Below are 22,833 nucleotides of genomic sequence, written 5' to 3' on the forward strand. Positions count from 1 at the left end.
ATAAATCGGTTTGTCGGTTCTGAACACGCGGGTTCAGAGCCAGCGTTATTCGGTGTGCCCGCTGATGCGTTTTCCCCAGGCAATCGCCGTGGCGGTCAACTGTTGTTCATCCATGCGGGTGAGTTGCCGGTCGTCGAGCAACTGCTTGCCGGCGACCCAAAGGTGTTTCACGCAATCGCGTCCGGTGGCATATATAAGCTGTGAGACCGGATCGTAGATCGGTTGTTGCGCCAGCCCGGTCAGATCGAAGGCAACCATATCCGCCGCCTTGCCCACTTCCAGGGAGCCGATTTCGCTCTCCAGGCCCATGGCACGTGCACCGTTGAGCGTAGCCATGCGCAGCGCGCGGTGGGCGTCCAGGGCGGTGGCCGAACCCGCGACGGCCTTGGCCAGCATCGCGGCGGTACGGGTTTCACCCAGCAGGTCCAGGTCGTTGTTGCTGGCGGCGCCGTCGGTGCCGATGGCCACATTGACGCCCGCCTGCCATAGACGCTCCACCGGGCAGAAGCCACTGGCCAGTTTCAGGTTAGATTCCGGGCAATGGATCACGCTGGTGTTGCTTTCTACCAGCAAAGCCAGGTCGTCCTCGCTGATTTGGGTCATATGAACCGCCTGGAAGCGCGGGCCCAGCAAGCCCAGGCGTCCCAGGCGCGCCAATGGCCGCTCGCCGGTCTGTTCGACGGCCTGTTGTACCTCGAAAGCGGTTTCATGCACATGCATATGGATCGCGGCGTCCAGCTCTTCGGCGATGACCCGGATCTTTTCCAGGTTGGCATCGCACACCGTGTAGGGCGCGTGGGGGCCGAAGGTGATCTTGATGCGCGGATGGTGCTTGAGGTCGCCGAACAGCTCGATGCCCTGGCGGATCGCCTCATCGGCGGTGCCGGCGCCGGGAATCGGGAAGTCGAGGATCGGAATCGCGATCTGCGCACGCATGCCGCTGTTGTGCACGCAATCGCTGGCGACCTTGGGGTAGAAGTACATGTCCGAGAAGCAGGTGATACCGCCCTTGAGCTGCTCGGCAATGGCCAGGTCGGTGCCGTCACGCACGAAGGCCTCGTCGACCCACTTGGCTTCGGCGGGCCAGATGTGTTTTTCCAGCCAGGTCATCAGGGGCAGGTCATCGGCCAGACCGCGAAACAGGCTCATCGCCGCATGCCCGTGGGCGTTGATCAGGCCTGGACTGAGCAACATGCCCGGCAGTTCGCGCACTTCAGTGGCCGACAGCTTCAACGCCGCAGCCCGTGGACCAATAAAGGCGATACGCCCATTGCGGATGCCCACGCCATGGTCCTTGAGCACCACGCCGACGGGTTCGACAGGTACCAGCCAGGTTGGCAGTAGCAATAAGTCGAGCGGGGCGGCAGTGGAGGTCATCGCAGGCTTCTTCCCGGGCAGCTATAAAAGAAGCGCGAAGTATACCCGAGCGTCCTGGCTGGCGGATCGCTATAATCGGCGGCTTTTGTTGATGAGTATGGGGTGATGGATGCGCGATCGACTGTTGGCAGCGGAGAAAGTGAAGGCCATCGATTGGCGTGATGGCACGCTGCACCTGCTCGATCAACGCGCCCTGCCGTCCCAGGAACGCTGGGTGGCCTGCTCCACGGTCGATGCAGTGGCTGCGGCCATTCGTGCCATGGTGGTGCGTGGCGCATCGGCGATCGGCATCAGCGCGGCCTATGGCCTGGTGCTCGCCGCTCGCGAGCGCATCGCCGAGGGCGGTGACTGGCAGGCCGCCTGGGAAGAGGACTACGCACTACTGGCCGATACCCGTCCGACCGCCTCGAACCTGTTCTGGGCGCTCAAGCGCATGCGCGATCGCCTGGATCGCGTCAAGAAGCACGCCGATCCGCTGGCGGTGCTGGAGGCCGAAGCGATCGCTATCCATGAAAGCGACCGGGAAGCCAACCTCGTCATGGCCCAGTTGGGCGTTGAGCGGATTCGCAAGCATCAGGGCAACGCCCAGGCGATCTTGACCCATGGCAACGCCGGCGCCTTGGCAACCGGCGGTGTCGGAACGGCCCTCGGGGTGATTCGCGCGGCCTTTCTGGAAGGCTTGATCGAGCACGTCTACGCCAATGAAACCCGCCCATGGCTGCAAGGCTCGCGGCTGACCGCCTGGGAGCTGGCGGGCGAGGGGATCCCGGTCACCGTGAATGCCGACTCGGCCGGTGCGCATCTCCTCAAGACCAAGGGCATCACCTGGGTGATCGTCGGCGCCGATTGCATTGCCGCCAATGGCGATGTGATCAGCAAGATCGGCACTTATCAATTGGCAGTGTGCGCCATGCACCACGGCGTGCGTTTCATGGTGGTGGCGCCGAGTTCGAGCCTCGACTTGATGATGGCCACTGGTGACGATGTGGCCCTGGAGGAGCGCGATCCCGGTGAACTGCTGGAGGTCATGGGGCAGCGCTTGGAGGTCAATGCGTTGAATCCGGTATTTGATGTGACCCCGGCCGACCTGATCGATGTGATCGTGACTGAGAAGGGCGTGGTTGAGCGGCCGGATACGGCGAAATTGGCCAGGCTGATGTGCCGTAAGCGGCTGCATTGAAGGATTTGGTGTCTGTGAAGTGGCTATCGGGGGCAAGCCCCCTGCCACATTTTGACTGTTCACAATTAACGTGTGGAATGGGCTTGCCCCCGATTGGCCCTGAAAGTCAATAAAACCCTCGGATCCACCCTCAAAAAAAAGCACCACCCCATCTCTGAGCCCCTCTCGGCCTCCTCAAGCCTGTCATCCGTCAAATTACTAGTCTCCATGCGCATCAGGGGGATAGGTGCGTGGCGGCGATTGTGATAACATCCGGCGGTTTCCAGGGCCGCCCCCAGGGGTTGCCCATAACGTGCAGATCCGTGTCATAACTCGTTGATTTGTCGTAAGTCGTTGTCAGGCAGTGTGCCGGCGACGGCGAGCTTCGTTCGTCCCATATGGATGCGACGAGGTTTCACCCGAAAAAGGAATCAGGCTTCTCATGGGCGAACTGGCCAAAGAAATCCTCCCGGTCAATATCGAAGACGAGCTGAAACAGTCCTACCTCGACTACGCGATGAGCGTAATTGTCGGTCGGGCACTGCCTGATGCGCGCGATGGCTTGAAGCCCGTGCACCGGCGCGTGCTGTTCGCAATGAGCGAGCTGGGTAACGACTGGAACAAGCCGTACAAGAAATCTGCCCGTGTTGTCGGTGACGTGATCGGTAAGTATCACCCTCACGGCGACACTGCGGTGTACGACACCATCGTTCGGATGGCCCAGCCGTTTTCCCTGCGCTACCTGCTGGTAGACGGCCAGGGCAACTTCGGTTCGGTCGACGGCGACAACGCCGCGGCCATGCGATACACCGAAGTGCGCATGACCAAGCTGGCGCACGAGCTGCTGGCCGACCTGCATAAAGAAACCGTGGACTGGGTGCCGAACTACGACGGCACCGAAATGATCCCGGCGGTCATGCCGACCAAGATTCCCAACCTGCTGGTCAACGGTTCCAGCGGTATCGCCGTGGGCATGGCCACCAACATCCCGCCGCACAACCTCGGTGAAGTCATCGACGGTTGCCTGGCCCTCATCGACAACCCTGAGCTGACCGTCGATGAGCTGATGCAATACATCCCGGGCCCGGACTTCCCGACCGCCGCGATCATCAACGGTCGCGCCGGCATCATCGAAGCCTACCGCACCGGTCGCGGCCGTATTTACATGCGCGCCCGCTCGATCATCGAGGACATCGACAAGGTCGGTGGCCGCCAGCAGATCGTCATCACCGAACTCCCGTACCAGTTGAACAAGGCGCGTCTGATCGAGAAGATCGCCGAGCTGGTTAAAGAGAAGAAACTCGAAGGCATCACCGAGCTGCGCGACGAATCCGACAAAGACGGTATGCGCGTGGTGATCGAGCTGCGTCGTGGCGAAGTGCCTGAGGTGATCCTCAACAACCTCTACGCCCAGACCCAGCTGCAAAGCGTGTTTGGTATCAACGTGGTTGCACTGATCGACGGCCGCCCACGCATCCTGAACCTCAAGGACCTGCTGGAAGCCTTCGTACGTCACCGTCGCGAAGTGGTTACCCGCCGTACCGTGTTCGAGCTGCGTAAGGCCCGCGAGCGCGGCCACATCCTGGAAGGCCAGGCTGTAGCGCTGTCGAACATCGACCCGGTCATCGCCCTGATCAAGGCTTCGCCGACGCCGTCGGAAGCCAAGGAAGCGCTGATCAAGATGCCATGGGAATCCAGCGCCGTCGTGGCGATGGTTGAACGTGCCGGCGCCGACTCGTGCCGCCCGGAGACACTGGACCCGCAATACGGCCTGCGTGACGGCAAGTACTTCCTGTCGCCGGAACAGGCCCAGGCCATCCTGGAACTGCGCCTGCACCGCCTGACCGGCCTGGAACACGAGAAGCTGCTGGCCGAGTACCAGGAGATCCTCAACCAGATCGGCGAGCTGATCCGCATCCTCAACAGCGCCGTGCGCCTGATGGAAGTGATCCGCGAAGAGCTGGAAGTGATCCGCGCCGAATACGGCGACGTGCGCCGCACCGAAATCCTCGATGCCCGCCTCGACCTGACCCTGGGTGACATGATCCCGGAAGAAGAGCGCGTGGTGACCATCTCCCACGGTGGCTATGCCAAGACCCAGCCATTGGCTGCGTACCAGGCCCAGCGTCGTGGCGGTAAAGGTAAATCGGCTACCGGCGTGAAGGATGAGGACTACATCGCCCACCTGCTGGTCGCCAACAGCCACACCACGCTGCTGCTGTTCTCCAGCAAGGGTAAGGTGTACTGGCTCAAGACCTACGAAATCCCGGAAGCCTCCCGCGCTGCCCGTGGTCGTCCGTTGGTCAACCTGCTGCCGCTGGACAGTGATGAGTACATCACCACCATGCTGCCGGTCGAGGAATACACCGAAGGTCACTTCATCTTCATGGCCACCGCCAAAGGCACCGTGAAGAAGACCCCGCTGGAATCCTTCAGCCGTCAGCGCAGCGTGGGCCTGATCGCCCTGGAGCTGGACGAAGGCGACGTGCTGATCAGCGCGGCCATCACCGATGGCGAGCGTGAAGTCATGCTGTTCTCCGACGGCGGCAAGGTCACCCGCTTCAAGGAATCCGATGTTCGCGCCATGGGCCGTACCGCCCGCGGTGTACGCGGCATGCGCCTGCCGGAAGGGCAGAAGCTGATTTCGATGCTGATCCCGGAAGAAGGCAGCCAGATCCTCACCGCTTCCGAGCGTGGCTATGGCAAGCGCACCGCCATCAGCGAGTTCCCGGAGTACAAGCGTGGCGGCCAGGGCGTTATCGCCATGGTCAGCAACGACCGCAACGGCCGTCTGGTCGGCGCGGTCCAGGTGCTCGATGGCGAGGAAATCATGCTGATTTCCGACCAGGGCACCCTGGTGCGTACCCGTGTGGCCGAAGTGTCGAGCCTGGGCCGTAACACCCAGGGTGTGACCTTGATCAAGCTGGCCAAGGACGAAAAACTGGTCGGCCTGGAGCGTGTCCAGGAACCATCGGAAGTCGAAGGCGAAGAGCTGGAAGGTGAGGAGTTCGAAGGCGAGGTGATCGCAACCGGCGATGACAGCGTCGACGAGCCAACCCTCGATGCTGCCGCAGACGAAGAAGAACCGCAGGAATAAGCGGACACACAGGGGGCGGATGAAGATTCGCCCCCTTGTTGTTTGTCCCTTATGAAAGTATTGAAACCCGATTTATTGCACCACCCCACCAGATCAGAGTGAGATTGGATGTGAGCAAGAGAGCCTATAACTTCTGTGCCGGTCCCGCGGCGCTTCCTGAAGCAGTCCTGCAGCGCGCGCAGGGTGAACTCCTCGACTGGCATGGAAAAGGCCTCTCCGTGATGGAAATGAGCCATCGCAGTGATGAGTTCGTGTCCATTGCCACCAAGGCCGAGCAGGATCTGCGCGACTTGCTCGACATTCCATCCCACTACAAAGTGCTGTTCCTGCAAGGCGGCGCGAGCCAGCAGTTCGCCCAGATCCCGCTGAACCTGCTGCCGGAAGACGGCACGGCCGACTACATCGACACCGGCATCTGGGGGCAGAAGGCCATTGAAGAGGCTTCGCGCTACGGTCATGTCAATGTGGCCGGCACCGCCAAGCCCTACGACTACTTCGCCATTCCCGGTCAGAACGAATGGAAGCTGTCCAAGGACGCGGCCTACGTGCACTACGTCGCGAACGAAACCATTGGCGGCCTGGAGTTCGACTGGGTGCCGGAAGTGGGTGACGTTCCGCTGGTGTGCGACATGTCCTCGGACATCCTCTCGCGGCCTATCGATGTCTCGCGCTACGGCATGATCTACGCCGGTGCGCAGAAGAACATCGGTCCGAGTGGCATCCTGGTCAATATCGTCCGTGAGGACCTGCTGGGCCGCGCCCGTTCACTGTGCCCGACCATGCTCAACTACAAGGTCGCGGCCGACAACGGCTCGATGTACAACACCCCGCCGGCCTTCGCCTGGTACCTGTCGGGCCTGGTGTTCGAGTGGCTGAAAGAGCAGGGCGGCGTGGCGGCCATGGGCAAGCTCAACGAAGAGAAGAAGCGCACCCTGTATGACTTCATCGACGCCAGCGGCCTGTACAGCAACCCGATCAACCTCACCGACCGCTCGTGGATGAACGTGCCGTTCCGCCTGGCTGATGACCGCCTGGACAAGCCCTTCCTGGCCGGTGCCGACGCCCGCGGCCTGTTGAACCTCAAGGGCCACCGTTCGGTGGGTGGCATGCGCGCCTCCATCTACAACGCTGTCGACATCCATGCGATCAACGCGCTGGTTGCCTACATGGCAGAGTTCGAAAAGGAACACGGCTAATGTCTGAACAAGAACTCAAGGCCCTGCGTGTACGCATTGACAGCCTGGACGAGAAAGTCCTGGAGCTGATCAGTGAGCGTGCGCGCTGCGCCCAGGAAGTGGCACGGGTGAAGATGGCGTCCCTGGCGGAGGGCGAAGTGCCGGTGTTCTACCGGCCGGAGCGTGAAGCCCAGGTGCTCAAGCGCGTCATGGAGCGTAACAAGGGCCCGCTGGGCAACGAAGAGATGGCGCGGTTGTTCCGTGAAATCATGTCGTCGTGCCTGGCGCTCGAGCAGCCGCTGAAAGTGGCCTACCTCGGCCCGGAAGGCACCTTCACCCAGGCGGCGGCCATGAAGCACTTCGGCCACGCGGTGATCAGCAAGCCCATGGCGGCCATCGACGAGGTGTTCCGTGAAGTGGCGGCCGGCGCGGTGAACTTTGGCGTGGTGCCGGTGGAAAACTCCACCGAAGGCGCGGTCAACCACACGCTGGACAGCTTCCTTGAGCACGACATGGTGATCTGCGGCGAAGTCGAGCTGCGCATCCACCATCACCTGCTGGTGGGTGAGAACACCAAGACCGACAGCATCAGCCGCATCTATTCCCACGCCCAGTCCCTGGCCCAGTGCCGCAAGTGGCTGGATGCGCATTACCCGAATGTGGAGCGCGTGGCGGTGTCCAGCAACGCCGAAGCGGCCAAGCGGGTCAAGGGTGAATGGAATTCGGCGGCGATCGCCGGTGATATGGCGGCAGGTCTGTATGGCCTGACGCGCCTGGCCGAGAAAATCGAGGATCGCCCGGACAACTCCACGCGCTTCCTGATGATCGGCAGCCAGGAAGTGCCGCCGACCGGCGACGACAAGACTTCGATCATCGTCTCCATGAGCAACAAGCCCGGCGCGCTGCATGAGCTGCTGGTGCCGTTCCACGATAACGGGATTGACCTGACGCGCATCGAGACACGTCCTTCGCGCAGCGGTAAATGGACTTACGTGTTCTTTATCGACTTCATCGGCCACCACCGCGATCCGCTGGTCAAGGGCGTGCTGGAGAAGATCAGTCAGGAAGCTGTGGCACTCAAGGTGCTGGGCTCTTACCCGAAAGCGGTTTTGTGAGGCTTTAACATGAGTGGCAACTTCCTCGCCCTGGCCCAGCCGGGCGTGCAACAACTGTCGCCTTACGTTCCGGGCAAGCCTGTGGACGAGCTGGCGCGTGAGTTGAACCTGGACCCCTCCAAGATCGTCAAGCTGGCGAGTAACGAGAATCCACTGGGCCCAAGCCCCAAGGTGTTGGCGGCGATTCGCGAAGAATTGGCCGAGCTGACCCGTTACCCGGACGGCAATGGCTTCGCCCTCAAGTCCCTGCTGGCAGAAACATGCCGGGTCGGGCTGAACCAGGTCACCCTGGGCAACGGTTCCAATGACATCCTCGAGCTGGTTGGCCGTGCCTACCTGGCGCCGGGCCTGAACGCCGTGTTCAGCGAGCACGCGTTTGCGGTCTACCCGATCGTCACCCAGGCGGTCGGTGCCGACGCCCGCGTGATTCCCGCCAAGGACTGGGGCCACGACCTGCCGGCCATGCTGGCTGCCATCGATGCCCAGACCCGCGTTGTGTTTATCGCCAACCCGAACAACCCGACCGGCACCTGGTTCGATGCACAGGCGCTCAACGACTTCCTGCAGGACGTGCCTGAGCATGTGCTGGTGGTGTTGGACGAGGCCTACATCGAGTACGCCGAAGGCAGCGACCTGCCGAACGGCCTGGATTTCCTGGCGGCCTACCCGAACCTGCTGGTGTCGCGCACCTTCTCCAAGGCCTATGGCCTGGCGTCGCTGCGGGTCGGCTATGGCTTGTCGACAGCGGTGGTGGCCGATGTGCTGAACCGCGTGCGCCAACCGTTCAACGTCAACAGCCTCGCCCTGGCGGCAGCCTGTGCGGCGGTGAAGGATGCCGAGTACCTGGAAGACGGTCGCCGCATCAACGCAAGCGGCATGCTGCAGTTGCAGGATGGCTTCCGTGCGTTGGGCCTGGGCTGGATTCCCTCCAAGGGCAACTTCATCTGTGTCGACCTTGGTCAAGTGGCCGCCCCGGTATTCCAGGGGCTGCTGCGCGAAGGTGTGATCGTGCGGCCGGTGGCCAACTACGGCATGCCGAACCACCTGCGGATCACCATCGGCTTGCCGGCTGAAAACAGTCGCTTCCTGGAGGCGCTGGCCAAGGTCCTGGCTCGTGGTTGATGTCACTGCATTGCAACCTGCCGTGCCTATGATCGGTCGCCTGGTGGTGGTCGGCCTGGGCTTGATCGGTGGCTCCTTCGCCAAAGGCCTGCGCGAAAGCGGGCTGTGCGGCGAAGTGGTTGGTGTGGACCTTGACCCGCAATCGCGCAAGCTGGCGGTGGAGTTGGGCGTGGTGGATCGTTGCGAGGCGGACCTGGCGCTGGCGTGCCAGGGGGCTGACGTCATCCAGCTCGCTGTGCCGATCCTGGCCATGGAGAAACTGCTGGCGGTATTGGCCGGCATGGACCTGGGCCAGGCGATCCTGACCGACGTCGGCAGCGCCAAGGGCAATGTGGTGCGGGCGGCGCAGCAGGCCTTTGGCGGCATGCCGTCGCGCTTTGTGCCGGGCCATCCGATTGCCGGCTCCGAGCAGAGCGGGGTGGAAGCGTCCAATGCGCAGCTGTTCCGCCGTCATAAAGTGATCCTGACGCCGCTGGAGCAAACCGATCCGGCCGCGCTGGCGGTGGTGGATCGTCTCTGGCGTGAGCTGGGGGCGGACGTGGAGCATATGCAGGTCGAGCGCCACGACGAAGTGCTGGCGGCGACCAGCCATTTGCCCCATCTGTTGGCATTCGGCCTGGTGGACTCCCTGGCCAAGCGTAACGAAAACCTCGAGATTTTCCGTTATGCCGCCGGTGGCTTCCGTGATTTCACGCGGATTGCCGGCAGCGATCCGGTGATGTGGCACGACATCTTTCTCGCCAATCGCGAAGCGGTGTTGCGCACCCTGGACACCTTCCGCAGTGACCTCGACGCCTTGCGCGACGCGGTCGATGCCGGGGATGGCCATCAATTATTGGGCGTGTTCACCCGTGCGCGGGTGGCGCGTGAGCATTTCAGCAAGATCCTGGCTCGCCGGGCCTATATGGAAACCGCTGTGAACGCCGATGACCTGACATTTCTCGCCAACCCGGGCGGCCGCTTGAGCGGGCGTATCCGGGTGCCGGGTGACAAGTCGATCTCCCATCGCTCGATCATGCTCGGCTCGTTGGCCGAGGGCGTGACGGAGGTGGAAGGGTTCCTTGAGGGTGAAGACGCCTTGGCGACCCTGCAGGCGTTTCGCGACATGGGCGTGGTGATTGAAGGGCCGCACCATGGGCGCGTGACCATTCACGGTGTGGGCTTGCACGGCCTGAAGCCGGCGCCGGGGCCGATCTACCTGGGCAATTCCGGTACGTCCATGCGCCTGCTGTCCGGTTTGTTGGCGGCACAACGCTTTGACAGCGTGTTGACCGGCGATGCTTCCCTGTCCAAGCGCCCGATGAACCGCGTGGCCAAGCCATTGCGGGACATGGGCGCGGTGATCGAGACCGGGCCGGAAGGGCGTCCGCCGCTGACCATTCGTGGCGGCCAGGCGCTCAAAGGCATGAGCTATGCAATGCCGATGGCCAGTGCCCAGGTCAAATCCTGTCTGTTGCTGGCGGGGCTGTATGCCGAAGGTCAAACTGCGGTGACCGAGCCTGCGCCGACCCGTGACCATACCGAGCGTATGTTGCGCGGTTTTGGTTACCCGGTTGCGGTGGAAGGCGCTACCGCATCGGTGGAATCGGGTCATGTACTGACGGCTGCCCATATTGAAGTGCCGGGGGATATATCCTCTTCGGCATTCTTCCTGGTGGCGGCTTCGATTGCCGAAGGCTCCGAGTTGTTGCTGGAGCATGTCGGCATCAACTCGACCCGCACCGGGGTGATCGATATCCTGCGGTTGATGGGGGCTGATATCACGTTGGAAAACCCGCGCGAAGTGGGTGGCGAGCCTGTCGCTGACGTGCGGGTGCGGGCAGCTGTATTGAAGGGTATCGAGATTCCAGAAGCGCTGGTGCCCCTGGCTATTGATGAATTCCCGGTGTTGTTCGTCGCGGCCGCCTGCGCTGAAGGCCGGACCATTTTGCGGGGCGCCGAAGAGTTGCGCGTGAAGGAGTCCGACCGTATCCAGGTCATGGCCGACGGTCTGCAGGTGTTGGGGGTGAAGTGTGAACCGACCGCCGATGGGATTATCATTGACGGTGGCCTGATGGGCGGTGGTGAAGTCCATGCCCATGGCGATCACCGGATTGCCATGGCCTTCAGCGTGGCTTCCCTGCGGGCGGCTGCGCCGATTCGTATCCATGACTGCGCCAATGTTGCTACGTCTTTTCCGAACTTTCTTACACTGTGTGCCCAAGTCGGCATCCGTGTTGCCCAAGAGGCTCAATTGTGAATATCAAAGCACCGGTGATTACCATCGACGGGCCAAGCGGCTCGGGCAAAGGCACGATCGCCGGCATCCTGGCCAAGCGCCTGGGCTGGTGCCTGCTGGATTCCGGCGCGTTGTACCGCCTGCTGGCGTTTGCCGCACGCAACCATGGCGTCGACCTGACCAACGAAGAATCCCTGAAGCTGCTGGCCGCGCACCTCGATGTGCAGTTCGTCGGCGCGACGGAAGGTCATCCCCAGCGCATCATCCTGGAAGGGGACGATGTGACCGATGACCTGCGTAACGAGCAGGTCGGCTCCTGGGCCTCCCAGGTTGCCGCGCTGCCGGCGGTGCGTGATGCGCTGTTGCAGCGTCAGCGGGCTTTCCAGGAGCCGCCGGGGCTGGTGGCCGATGGCCGCGACATGGGCACGGTGGTGTTTCCCGAGGCGCCGCTGAAGATTTTCCTGACCGCCAGCGCCGAGGAGCGGGCTCGCCGCCGCTACTTGCAGTTGAAGGGCAAAGTCGATGGTGTTAGTCTGTCGAGTCTGCTAGATGAGATCCGTGCACGCGATGAGCGTGATACCCAGCGCGCAGTAGCCCCGCTCAAGCCGGCGGCTGATGCCATACAGCTGGATTCCACGGAGTTGTCCATCGAGCAGGTGCTGGAACGCATCTTGAGTGAAATCGCCATTCGCGATATCGCCGGGTGATCAAGAAGGCCGCAGGGGACCAGTCATAGTCCTGCGGTGGCTTCTTTTAACTGAAACTGACCCACACCGTCTGGGGTGTGGAGATGGGCGTATTCTTCGCCCTTATCAACAGGAATTAAAATGAGCGAAAGCTTTGCGGAACTCTTTGAAGAAAGCCTAAAAACCCTGAACCTTCAGGCAGGCTCCATCATCACCGGTGTTATCGTTGATATCGATTACCAAGCTCGCTGGGTAACCGTTCACGCTGGTCTGAAGTCTGAAGCTCTGATCCCGCTGGAACAGTTCTACAACGATGCTGGTGATCTGACAATCAATGTCGGTGACGAAGTTCACGTTGCTCTGGACTCGGTTGAAGACGGTTTCGGTGAAACCAAGCTGTCCCGTGAAAAAGCCAAGCGCGCTGAATGCTGGATTGTTCTCGAAGCAGCCTTCGCAGCTGAAGAAGTGGTCAAGGGCGTTATCAACGGTAAGGTTAAAGGCGGCTTCACTGTCGACGTTAACGGCATCCGTGCGTTCCTGCCAGGTTCTTTGGTCGACGTTCGTCCTGTGCGCGACACCACGCACCTGGAAGGCAAAGAACTCGAATTCAAGGTCATCAAACTCGACCAGAAGCGCAACAACGTTGTCGTTTCCCGTCGCAGCGTCCTGGAAGCAGAGAACTCCGCCGAGCGTGAAGCTCTGCTGGAATCCCTGCAGGAAGGCCAACAAGTCAAAGGTATCGTCAAGAACCTCACCGATTACGGCGCATTCGTCGATCTGGGTGGCGTCGATGGCCTGCTGCACATTACCGACATGGCTTGGAAGCGTATCAAGCATCCTTCCGAAATCGTCAATGTTGGCGACGAGATCGATGTCAAGGTTCTGAAATACGATCGCGAGCGCAACCGTGTTTCCCTGGGCCTGAAGCAACTGGGTGAAGATCCATGGGTCGCTATCAAAGCCCGTTACCCAGAAAGCACTCGCGTCACCGCGCGTGTTACCAACCTGACCGACTACGGCTGCTTCGCTGAGCTGGAAGAAGGCGTTGAAGGCCTGGTACACGTTTCCGAAATGGACTGGACCAACAAGAACATCCACCCTTCGAAAGTCGTACAAGTCGGCGACGAAGTGGAAGTCATGGTTCTGGACATCGACGAAGAGCGTCGTCGTATCTCCCTGGGCATCAAGCAGTGCAAATCTAACCCATGGGAAGATTTCTCTGGCCAGTTTAACAAGGGCGATAAAATCTCCGGCACCATCAAGTCGATCACCGATTTCGGTATCTTCATTGGTCTGGACGGCGGCATCGACGGCCTGGTTCACTTGTCCGACATCTCCTGGAACGAAGTTGGCGAAGAAGCTGTTCGTCGTTTCAAGAAGGGCGACGAGCTGGACACCGTTATCCTGTCGGTTGACCCAGAGCGCGAGCGCATCTCCCTGGGTATCAAGCAACTGGAAAGCGATCCGTTCTCCGAGTACGTTCAAGAGAACGACAAAGGCGCAATCGTTAAAGGCACTGTGAAAGAAGTTGACGCCAAAGGCGCCATCATCGTTCTGGCCGACGATATCGAAGCGACTCTGAAAGCCTCCGAAATCAGCCGTGACCGCGTTGAAGACGCGCGCAACGTTCTGAAAGAAGGCCAGGAAGTAGAAGCCAAGATCATCAGCGTCGATCGCAAGAGCCGCGTGATCCAGCTGTCCATCAAGTCGAAAGACGAAGTGGAAGAGAAAGAAGCCATCCAGAGCCTGAAATCGGCTCCGGAAGCTGCAACAGGCGAGACCACCATGGCCTCCCTGCTGCGCGAAGCAATGGCTAAACAGAACTAAGTTCTGTAAGGCTGTTAAAAAGGGCGACTTCGGTCGCCCTTTTTTGTGCCTGAAATTCGCTGAATCAACACGCAAGAACCAAGGCAGACGCCTTGGTGTCAGAGCTGAATACAGTATTGATAAAGGCGCTCCCGTGTTTTTAAGGATTTCGATGAACAGGCTTATCGTGGTGTTCGCAGTGGTAATGCTTGCAGGCTGTTCCGTTACCAGCGCCAAAACTCACGCGAGGCGCGGTGTCAGCGGCATTGAGGTCGATTGCTCGGGGTTGGGCAACAACTGGGATAAGTGCGAGAAACGCGCCGCCCGCGAATGCAGGATGCAGGGCTATAAGGTCATCACCAGGTCCAGCGACGCCAAGGACGAAGAGGGTGATTACTTGTTCGGTTGGAACCCTGCAGGAGCGGTCACTCGTACCATGCTCGTGATCTGCAATTGAGAGTGTGGGTCGCTCATGGCGGGCGTTATTCAAACGGCAGATAAGTTGGTAGATGGGCTGTTCAAATTCATCAAGTCATGCTAAAACCTTCGAAGCGCTTTTCCTAGCTGCTTGAAAAAGAAGGGAAAAATATGACGAAGTCGGAGTTGATCGAACGAATTGTCACCCATCAAGGGCTGCTTTCATCCAAGGATGTGGAGCTGGCTATCAAGACCATGCTTGAACAGATGTCGCAGTGCCTGGCTACCGGGGATCGGATTGAGATTCGTGGGTTTGGCAGTTTTTCGCTGCACTACCGCGCGCCAAGGGTAGGGCGGAATCCTAAGACTGGGCAGTCGGTGAGCCTGGATGGGAAATTTGTGCCTCATTTCAAGCCGGGGAAGGAATTGCGGGATCGGGTGAATGAGGATGAGGAAGTTGAAGGTAGCCTGTGATTGCGGTTTGGAGGTTTGGATGAGCAAGGTTAAGCAGTTTTTCGGTGTCGCGCTGCTCGTTTTCGTTGTGGCGGTTGTGATCATATTCACTCTGGAAAATGATCAGCGAGTAACCTTGGTTTTCCTTACGTGGTCCACGCCTCAAGCCTCTATTGCTGTCTATGTTGTGTTGGCTTTGCTGGTTGGTTGCTGTATAGGTCCAGTTATCAGTTGGTTGGCAGCCATTCGGGGTGGGCGAGTCGAAAAGGCAGGTCCGAAGGTACAGTAAGCTAGTGGTATGTGGCCCTGTTGTGGCTTTCTGGTTGTGTTATTGCTGGTTGATATAGCCGCTCTCTGGATTTGATGCTCAAAATCAATGTCTGCGCGCTCTTCGTCAGAGTGGTATTTTTAGTTTCGCCGATTTGAATGCTGGTGAGTTGGCCTGGTGGCGCAATGCTATCGGAGGTTTGGGCGATTTTGATCGCTGAATTATTGGCTTTGTGTTTCGCATGGCTATTTGCTTCAGGGGTTGATTGTTCATGCCCCGGCTTTTTATACGGCGTATCCGCTACCCTCCTGTGTTAGGCGGTATTACATCCGCTTCCCTTCATGGTCTCGCTTGATCTTCTTCGTGCATGTGGCAGAATGCCGTCTTTTTTTGCGGTGCTAGCTCTCTCCGCATCATCTGCGGCGCCCATTACGAAAAGTGCCCCAGGCCTCGAGAGCATGTTTTGAGTGGTCAATTTGGCTGGCTGATTTGCTGTGGTTAAACCTGACAGCCTTGTATCGAGCATGACATTTTGCAGCGGTGAGGAAGGCCCTTTTGGTTGATGTGGTCGACACTGCTCGGGGTGGGGGGCATCAGTCTAGCCGTTAACATACGCGAGTCCTTGGTCTGGATTTGCACGCCGGTATCCCGTGATTGCTGGCATTTATCTCCGGTGCTGTGGTGGAATCATCAATTTGGCTACAGCCATGCGGGAAGAATAACGGCATAATGTGCACTTTGACTCATTGTCTGTATTGTATCCGCTCAGGCTATCCTGCAGGTTGGTAGACCCCAACCGGTGAGGTCCCTTGAAGGTTTCGTCGTGCGACCTTGCTGATAGCAGTCTTTTGTTTTTTTGGGATGCGTAGAAGTGGCAGTGAAACGCACGTGCAGTGTGCAACGTAGGACATAGGTGGCGATACGCGTGTTCGGGAATTGTCAGGCGCGTATGAAAAGAGAACCTCAGCATCGGGTTGTGATTCCCGGGATAGTTGATGTGTTGAACGTTCCAGAATTAGCTAATGGAGTTTTACCTGATGTCAGGCATCAAGCAGTCAAGTGTTGACAAATTCAAGAGCAAAGAAGCCCTAATTGGTATCGTTGGATTGGGATATGTCGGTCTGCCCTTGATGTTGCGTTATAACGCCATTGGCTTTCGTGTATTAGGTATTGATATTGACGAGGCTAAAGTCGCCCGACTGAACGCCGGTCAGAGCTATATCGAACATATTGCCGCTGAAAAAATTCACAAGGCCCGCCAAAGTGGTTTCGAAGCCACCACTGATTTCGAGCGTGCCAGCGAATGCGACGCCCTGATTCTGTGTGTTCCGACGCCTTTGAACAAGTACCGTGAACCAGATATGAGCTTCGTGATTAATACCACGGAAGCAATCAAGCCGTACTTGCGCGCAGGTCAGGTTGTATCGCTGGAAAGCACTACTTATCCAGGCACAACTGAAGAAGAACTACTCCCACGTGTTCAAGAAGGCGGTTTGAGGGTAGGGAAAGACATTTTCCTGGTTTATTCACCAGAGCGTGAAGATCCGGGTAATCCAAACTTTGAAACTCGTACCATTCCAAAAGTGATTGGTGGGCATACCCCCGCTTGTCTGGAAGTAGGTATCGCATTGTATGAGCAGGCGATTGATCAAGTTGTATCAGTCAGCTCCACTAAAGCTGCCGAAATGACTAAGTTGCTGGAAAATATTCACCGAGCAGTGAATATCGGTTTGGTCAACGAGATGAAAATAGTAGCGGACCGTATGGGAATCGATATTTTCGAGGTGGTCGACGCAGCTGCAACCAAGCCATTCGGCTTCACACCTTATTACCCCGGCCCAGGCCTTGGTGGGCATTGCATCCCGATTGACCCCTTCTATTTGACCTGGAAGGCTCGTGAGTACGGCTTGCACACTCGTTTCATCGAACTCTCCGGTGAAGTCAATCAAGCCATGCCTGAGTACGTAGTCAGCAAGCTGATGGACGGCCTCAACAACAACAGCAAGCCGTTAAAAGGCAGCAAAGTGCTGGTGCTGGGTATTGCCTATAAGAAAAACGTAGACGATATGCGTGAGTCGCCTTCTGTGGAGATCATGGAGTTGCTCGAATCCAAGGGTTGCGTCGTAGCCTACAGTGACCCCCACGTACCGGTATTCCCAAAGATGCGCGAGCATCACTTTAACCTGTCCAGCGAAGCGCTGACCGCTGAGAATGTCAACAGCTTCGACGCTATTGTTCTGGCGACTGATCACGATAAGTTCGATTACGAGTTGATCCGTAAACACGCTCGTTTGCTTGTCGATAGTCGCGGCAAATACCGCACCCCTGAAGCTCATATCATTAAAGCCTGATTGCTGGAGTGTTGCTTTTGAAACGTTTCGCCCTTATCGGCGCCGCCGGCTATATCGCCCCGCGGCACATGCGCGCAATCAAAGACACGGCCAATGAGCTGGTGTCCGCTTATGACATCAATGACTCCGTAGGGATTATCGACAACCTGTCTCCGCAGAGTGAGTTCTTTACCGAGTTCGAGCGTTTCATCGAGCACGCGTGGCAGCTTAAGCGTGATCCAGCTACCGCGCTGGATTACGTCGCGGTCTGCTCGCCCAACTATCTGCATCATTCGCACATCGCAGCCGGCTTACGTCTTGGCTGCGATGTGATTTGCGAGAAGCCATTGGTACCCACGCCTGCGATTCTGGACGAACTGGCTCAGGTCGAACGCGAAACAGGCAAGCGTGTCTACAATATTCTGCAATTAAGGCACCACCAAGCCATTCTTGACCTCAAGGAAAAGGTTGCCCGTGAAGCTCGTGACGGCAAGTACGACGTAGAACTCACCTACATAACCTCGCGCGGCAAGTGGTACATGGAAAGTTGGAAGGGGGATCCGCGCAAGTCTTATGGAGTCGCGACCAATATCGGGGTGCACTTCTACGACATGCTGCATTTCATCTTCGGCAAGCTCCAACGTAATGTTGTGCACTATGCCAATGATTATAAAGCCGCTGGTTATCTGGAGTATGAAAAAGCCCGTGTGCGTTGGTTCCTATCGATTGATGCCGATGATTTGCCGGAGTCGGTCAAGGGCAAAAAACCTACCTACCGCTCCATTACGGTAGATGGTGATGAAATAGAGTTTTCCGAAGGTTTTACTGACCTGCACACCACCAGCTACCGGGAAATCCTCGCAGGCCGTGGTTATGGCATCCAAGATGCCCGTCACTGTGTAGAAACCGTGAATACCATTCGTTCGTCCGTCATCGTTACACCGCAAAATGACGAGGGCCACCCTTTCCTTGCAACTCTGAGTCGCTGAGGCAGGCATGAATTATCAGGTCCATCCTTCCGCTATCGTCGATGACGGTGCGCAGATTGGTGATGAGTCGCGGGTTTGGCATTTCGTGCATGTGTGCGGTGGTGCCCGTATCGGCAAAGGCGTCTCTCTTGGGCAGAATGTCTTTGTCGGTAACAAAGTGGTCATTGGTGATAACTGCAAGATCCAGAACAACGTGTCGGTGTACGACAATGTCACGCTGGAAGAAGGCGTGTTCTGCGGACCGAGCATGGTGTTTACCAATGTATACAACCCACGTTCGCTGATCGAGCGCAAGAGTGAGTACCGAGATACCCTGGTCAAAAAAGGCGCCACCTTGGGTGCCAACTGCACCATTGTCTGTGGTGTCACCATCGGCGATTACGCTTTTGTTGGTGCTGGCGCAGTGATCAACAAGTCTGTGCCTGCCTATGCTCTTGTAGTGGGTGTGCCTGCACGCCAAGTCGGCTGGATGAGTGAGTTTGGCGAGCAATTGGACTTGCCGCTGGAAGGCGATGGAATTGCGATTTGCGAGCACAGTGGTGCTCGCTACGTATTAAGGGGTAAAGCGCTGGTCAAGGAGGTCGTGCGGTGATCGAGTTTATTGATCTGAAAATCCAGCAAGCCAGAATCAAGGACAAAATCGATGCTGGTATCCAGCGCGTTTTGGCTCATGGGCAATACATTCTTGGGCCTGAAGTGTCGGAGCTGGAAGAGCGCCTCTCCACATTTGTCGGTGCTAAACACTGCATAACGTGCGCCAATGGCACCGACGCGCTGCAGATTGCCCAGATGGCCTTGGGTGTAGGCGCGGGAGATGAAGTAATCACTCCGGGCTTCACGTATATCGCAACCGCAGAAACTGTAGCATTACTGGGCGCCAAGCCGGTCTATGTTGATGTTGACCCGCGTACTTACAATCTAGATGCGACCAAGTTGGAAGCTGCGATCACGTCGCGCACCAAAGCGATCATTCCAGTATCACTCTATGGGCAATGTGCGGATTTTGACGCCATTAATGCCATCGCTTCCAAGCACGGTATTCCCGTGATAGAGGATGCGGCGCAGAGTTTTGGTGCAACGTATAAAGGTAGGCGCTCCTGCAATCTAACTACTATAGCGTGTGCCAGTTTTTTCCCGAGCAAGCCGTTGGGTTGTTACGGCGATGGTGGCGCGATTTTCACCAACGATGATGAGCTTGCCAAGCTGTTACGTCAGATCGCTCGTCACGGCCAGGATCGTCGTTACCACCACATCCGCGTCGGTGTGAACAGCCGTCTTGATACGCTTCAGGCAGCAATATTGCTTCCCAAGCTGGAGATCTTCGAAGAAGAACTCCAACTGCGTCAGCAGGTGGCCGACCGCTACGCGACGCTTCTCGACGAGACGCGAATTGCCGCTCCTTATGTCGAAGCGCACAACACCAGCGCCTGGGCCCAATACACCGTTCAAGTCGAAGAGCGCAACACCGTCCAGGACCGCCTGAAGCAAGCGGGTGTTCCTACAGCAGTCCACTATCCGATTCCGTTGAACCGCCAGCCGGCGGTCAAGGATGATCATGCACATTTGCCTATCGGTGACACCATTGCCACACGGGTAATGAGCTTGCCAATGCATCCCTATATTGGTCTGGCCGACCAGCAACTTATATGTGAGTCGCTATCGGCCGCCACCCACATTTGAATGGAGTACGTTGCATGAAGGTTCAAGGTTCTAAAGTTCTGGTTATTGGTGGCGCTGGTTTCATCGGTAGTTTCGTGGTTTCAGAATTGCTGAAGGCTGGTGCTGAGAAAGTTGTTATCTACGACAACTTCGCTCGTGGAAAGGTCAGCAACATCGCTGAACAGCTGAAAGACCCACGTTGCAGCCTCTACGCTAATGGCGGTGACGTACGCGAAATAGACTTGCTGAACGATGCCATGAAAGGCATGGATGGCGTAATTCATCTCGCCGCCATGTGGCTTCTGCACTGTAAAGACTTCCCCCGAACAGCTTTTCACGTGAACATCGAGGGTACTTTCAACGTACTTGAGGCTTGTGTTCAAAACAACATCAAGCGTCTGGTGTATTCCTCCTCCGCCTCCGTTTATGGTGACGCGGTGCAGGTGCCAATGACCGAGGAGCATCCGTTCAACAACCGAAACTTCTACGGCGCCACCAAGATTGCAGGTGAAGCCATGTGCCACGCCTACCACGACCGCTTCGGCCTGAGCTTTGTCGGCCTGCGCTACATGAACGTCTATGGTCCGCACCAGGATCAGACAGCCGCCTACACCGGTGTTATCCCGATCATGCTGAACAAGATCGACGCCAACGAAGGCCCTGTTATCAACGGTGACGGCACTCAGGCTTACGACTTCATCTATGTGGAAGACGTTGCTCGTTGCAACGTGCTGGCGCTTGAGGCTGAAGTTACCGATCAGTTCTACAACGTCGGCACGGGTGTCCAAACCAGCATCAAGCAACTGTGCGACGGTATCTTGGATCTGAAGAAGTCCGATCTGGTTGTCGAATATCGCCCTTACAGCGCAGACGACGCGCGCCGCATGGTGCAAAACCGCATCGGCTGCCCGAAAAAAGCAGCAGAAGATCTCGGTTTCACCTACAAGTACGAACTGCAGGAAGGCTTGCAGAAGCTGGTTGATTGGCGTGAAGCGCACGGCGAGGGGTGAGTTGAGTAGTCTTTTTCAAGTAGGACTATGAGTTTTAACGTTACTCGCTAAGTTTTAATTGGAGTTTTGACCTGATGTGTGGTATCGCCGGACTGATACACCTTGATAATAACCCGGTATCGCCTGCAGTTTTGCAGCGAATGACCGACGCCATTGCCCATCGAGGACCTGATGGTGAAGGGCATTGGATCGAGGGCAATGTTGGTCTCGGCCATCGACGCTTGGCAATTATTGACCTGTCGCCGGCAGGTCACCAACCTATCGCTTCGATTTCTCAGCGATTTCTAATGGTTTATAACGGTGAAGTCTATAACTACCGCGAGTTGCGCACGGAGCTCGAAACGCTGGGTTATCAGTTCCGTTCCCGGACGGATAGCGAAGTTGTTCTCAACGCGCTGATCGCGTGGGGCGTGAAAGCGCTTGAGCGATTTAATGGCATGTTCGGTCTGGCACTATGGGATAGGCAGGAGCAAACCTTGCTGCTCGCCCGCGATCGCTATGGAATTAAGCCTCTGTACTATTCCATGCAAGGTCAGACCTTGGCGTTTGGTTCCGAGCAAAAAGCGATTCTTGCCATTCCTGAATTTCGCCGCAGTCTGGATAAGGAGGCTCTGCTGGAGTACTTCACGTTCCAGAACATCTTCACCGACAAGACTCTACTTAATGATGTAAAGCTGATGCCGGCTGGTCATTTCGCTGTTATGGATCTAAAGCGCAAGTCACCAACGCTGCAATTTACTCAATACTGGGACTATGACTTTCGCGAGCCGAAGAATAAAGCCAGTGATGAAGAGTATCGCGAGGAGCTTGATCGTCTGTTCAAACAGGCCGTAAACCGTCAGTTGGTAACCGATGTAGAGCTTGGTAGCTATCTTAGTGGCGGCATGGATTCGGGATCGATTACGGCTATTGCTGCCAAATCGTATCCTTATATGAAGACATTCACTTGCGGTTTCGACCTGAACTCCGCCTCAGGCATAGAGATGGGGTTCGATGAGCGTAGCAAAGCTGAATACATGTCCTATCACTTCAAGACTGAGCACTATGAGATGGTCTTAAAGGCCGGGGATATGGAAAGAGTTTTGCCGAAGTTAGCCTGGCACCTTGAAGAACCAAGAGTGGGCCAGAGTTATCCTAACTACTATGCTGCGCAACTCGCATCAAAGTTTGTCAAGGTCGTGATGTCCGGCGCCGGAGGGGATGAACTATTTGGTGGATATCCGTGGCGATACTACCGGGCTGTCGTCAATGATGACTTCGAACAATATATCGACAAGTACTATCAGTTCTGGCAGCGGTTAATCCCAAATGATCAGATCAAACAAGTGTTCGCACCTATATGGGATGATGTTAAACACGTCTCGACACGGGATATATTCCGTGACGTATTCAAACATCATGCGGATAATCTATATACGCCTGAAGATTATATCAACCATTCGTTGTATTTCGAGGCTAAGACATTCCTCCATGGCTTACTAGTCGTGGAGGATAAGCTCAGCATGGCCCATGGTCTCGAAAGTCGAGTGCCATTTCTGGATAACGATTTGGTTGATTTTGCTATGCGTTGCCCGGTCCATCTGAAGTTGAATAACCTTCAAGGGGTTGTTCGTCAGGATGAAAACCAGGTTGGTCATAAGACCGAAAACTATTTTTCGAAGACAAAAGATGGCAAGCAGATATTGCGGGATGTAATGAGTTCGCATATCCCTGCTGATATTGCAAAGGCAGAAAAACAAGGTTTCTCTGCGCCGGATGCATCGTGGTTTAGAGGTGAGAGTATTGAATTTATAAAGGCGAAGTTGGCGCCAAGCTCGCCTATTTATAAGTATATGGATTTTAAAGGCGTTTCGGGTTTGGCCGAGCAGCACTTTTCAGGTAAGGAGAATAAACGTCTACTTATTTGGTCGCTTATCTCTTTTGATAAATATTTAGATGCTTTTGGGGCTTGA

The 22,833-nt window shown here is 57.1% G+C and carries 18 protein-coding genes; 17 read left to right on the plus strand and 1 reads right to left on the minus strand.

Features of this window, described 5'->3' with window-relative positions:
- Positions 1 to 45: 45 nt before the first annotated feature.
- Positions 46 to 1,377, minus strand: a complete 1,332-nt coding sequence (locus B9N88_RS09840; RefSeq protein WP_027604183.1) for a TRZ/ATZ family hydrolase — start codon at positions 1,375 to 1,377, stop codon at positions 46 to 48.
- Between the two features lie 109 nt (positions 1,378 to 1,486).
- Between B9N88_RS09840 and mtnA the strand changes: the two genes are divergently transcribed.
- The 17 genes from mtnA to asnB all read left to right on the plus strand — a co-directional run bounded on the left by mtnA (position 1,487) and on the right by asnB (position 22,833).
- The gene (gene mtnA, locus B9N88_RS09845; protein WP_027604182.1) at positions 1,487 to 2,557 is read left to right on the plus strand and encodes an S-methyl-5-thioribose-1-phosphate isomerase; all 1,071 of its coding nucleotides are present in this window, start codon (positions 1,487 to 1,489) and stop codon (positions 2,555 to 2,557) included.
- Positions 2,558 to 2,978: 421 nt separating this feature from the next.
- Complete coding sequence (gyrA, locus tag B9N88_RS09850; RefSeq protein ID WP_027604181.1) at positions 2,979 to 5,633, plus strand: DNA gyrase subunit A; 2,655 nt, start codon at positions 2,979 to 2,981, stop codon at positions 5,631 to 5,633.
- Positions 5,634 to 5,743: 110 nt separating this feature from the next.
- Positions 5,744 to 6,829 carry a 3-phosphoserine/phosphohydroxythreonine transaminase gene (gene serC, locus B9N88_RS09855; protein WP_027604180.1) on the plus strand — a complete coding sequence of 362 codons (1,086 nt, stop codon included), beginning with the start codon at positions 5,744 to 5,746 and terminating at the stop codon, positions 6,827 to 6,829.
- Complete coding sequence (gene pheA / locus B9N88_RS09860) at positions 6,829 to 7,923, plus strand: prephenate dehydratase (protein ID WP_003172650.1); 1,095 nt, start codon at positions 6,829 to 6,831, stop codon at positions 7,921 to 7,923. Before serC ends, pheA begins: the two co-directional genes overlap by 1 nt.
- A gap of 9 nt (positions 7,924 to 7,932) precedes the next feature.
- Positions 7,933 to 9,045 carry a histidinol-phosphate transaminase gene (gene hisC, locus B9N88_RS09865; RefSeq protein WP_027604179.1) on the plus strand — a complete coding sequence of 371 codons (1,113 nt, stop codon included), beginning with the start codon at positions 7,933 to 7,935 and terminating at the stop codon, positions 9,043 to 9,045.
- 28 nt (positions 9,046 to 9,073) lie between these two features.
- Positions 9,074 to 11,284, plus strand: a complete 2,211-nt coding sequence (locus B9N88_RS09870) for a bifunctional prephenate dehydrogenase/3-phosphoshikimate 1-carboxyvinyltransferase (RefSeq protein ID WP_027604178.1) — start codon at positions 9,074 to 9,076, stop codon at positions 11,282 to 11,284.
- A complete protein-coding gene (gene cmk / locus B9N88_RS09875) occupies positions 11,281 to 11,970 on the plus strand; it encodes a (d)CMP kinase (protein ID WP_003172653.1) in 690 nt (229 codons plus the stop codon). The genes B9N88_RS09870 and cmk overlap by 4 nt, the downstream gene beginning before the upstream one ends.
- Positions 11,971 to 12,090: 120 nt before the next feature.
- Positions 12,091 to 13,776 (plus strand): 30S ribosomal protein S1, encoded by a 1,686-nt coding sequence (rpsA, locus tag B9N88_RS09880; RefSeq protein WP_027604177.1) that lies wholly within the window; start codon positions 12,091 to 12,093, stop codon positions 13,774 to 13,776.
- Between the two features lie 151 nt (positions 13,777 to 13,927).
- The gene (locus B9N88_RS09885; protein WP_027604176.1) at positions 13,928 to 14,212 is read left to right on the plus strand and encodes a hypothetical protein; all 285 of its coding nucleotides are present in this window, start codon (positions 13,928 to 13,930) and stop codon (positions 14,210 to 14,212) included.
- 131 nt (positions 14,213 to 14,343) lie between these two features.
- On the plus strand, positions 14,344 to 14,646 hold the full coding sequence (gene ihfB, locus B9N88_RS09890; RefSeq protein WP_027604175.1) for an integration host factor subunit beta: 303 nt from the start codon (positions 14,344 to 14,346) through the stop codon (positions 14,644 to 14,646).
- A gap of 19 nt (positions 14,647 to 14,665) precedes the next feature.
- A complete protein-coding gene (locus B9N88_RS09895; protein ID WP_027604174.1) occupies positions 14,666 to 14,914 on the plus strand; it encodes a LapA family protein in 249 nt (82 codons plus the stop codon).
- A 1,016-nt stretch (positions 14,915 to 15,930) separates the two neighbouring features.
- Positions 15,931 to 17,244 carry a UDP-N-acetyl-D-glucosamine 6-dehydrogenase gene (gene wbpA / locus B9N88_RS09900; protein ID WP_027604173.1) on the plus strand — a complete coding sequence of 438 codons (1,314 nt, stop codon included), beginning with the start codon at positions 15,931 to 15,933 and terminating at the stop codon, positions 17,242 to 17,244.
- A gap of 17 nt (positions 17,245 to 17,261) precedes the next feature.
- A complete protein-coding gene (wbpB, locus tag B9N88_RS09905) occupies positions 17,262 to 18,212 on the plus strand; it encodes a UDP-N-acetyl-2-amino-2-deoxy-D-glucuronate oxidase (RefSeq protein ID WP_027604172.1) in 951 nt (316 codons plus the stop codon).
- A 7-nt stretch (positions 18,213 to 18,219) separates the two neighbouring features.
- Positions 18,220 to 18,804 carry a UDP-2-acetamido-3-amino-2,3-dideoxy-D-glucuronate N-acetyltransferase gene (gene wbpD / locus B9N88_RS09910; protein ID WP_027604171.1) on the plus strand — a complete coding sequence of 195 codons (585 nt, stop codon included), beginning with the start codon at positions 18,220 to 18,222 and terminating at the stop codon, positions 18,802 to 18,804.
- Entirely contained in the window at positions 18,801 to 19,892 is a 1,092-nt protein-coding gene (locus tag B9N88_RS09915) for a DegT/DnrJ/EryC1/StrS family aminotransferase (RefSeq protein WP_027604170.1), read from the plus strand. Before wbpD ends, B9N88_RS09915 begins: the two co-directional genes overlap by 4 nt.
- A gap of 14 nt (positions 19,893 to 19,906) precedes the next feature.
- Positions 19,907 to 20,881 (plus strand): SDR family NAD(P)-dependent oxidoreductase, encoded by a 975-nt coding sequence (locus B9N88_RS09920; RefSeq protein ID WP_027604169.1) that lies wholly within the window; start codon positions 19,907 to 19,909, stop codon positions 20,879 to 20,881.
- 74 nt (positions 20,882 to 20,955) lie between these two features.
- The gene (asnB, locus tag B9N88_RS09925; RefSeq protein WP_027604168.1) at positions 20,956 to 22,833 is read left to right on the plus strand and encodes an asparagine synthase (glutamine-hydrolyzing); all 1,878 of its coding nucleotides are present in this window, start codon (positions 20,956 to 20,958) and stop codon (positions 22,831 to 22,833) included.

This window comes from Pseudomonas sp. LAMO17WK12:I1, from assembly GCF_900177315.1.
In the GTDB taxonomy this organism is placed as follows: domain Bacteria; phylum Pseudomonadota; class Gammaproteobacteria; order Pseudomonadales; family Pseudomonadaceae; genus Aquipseudomonas; species Aquipseudomonas marginalis.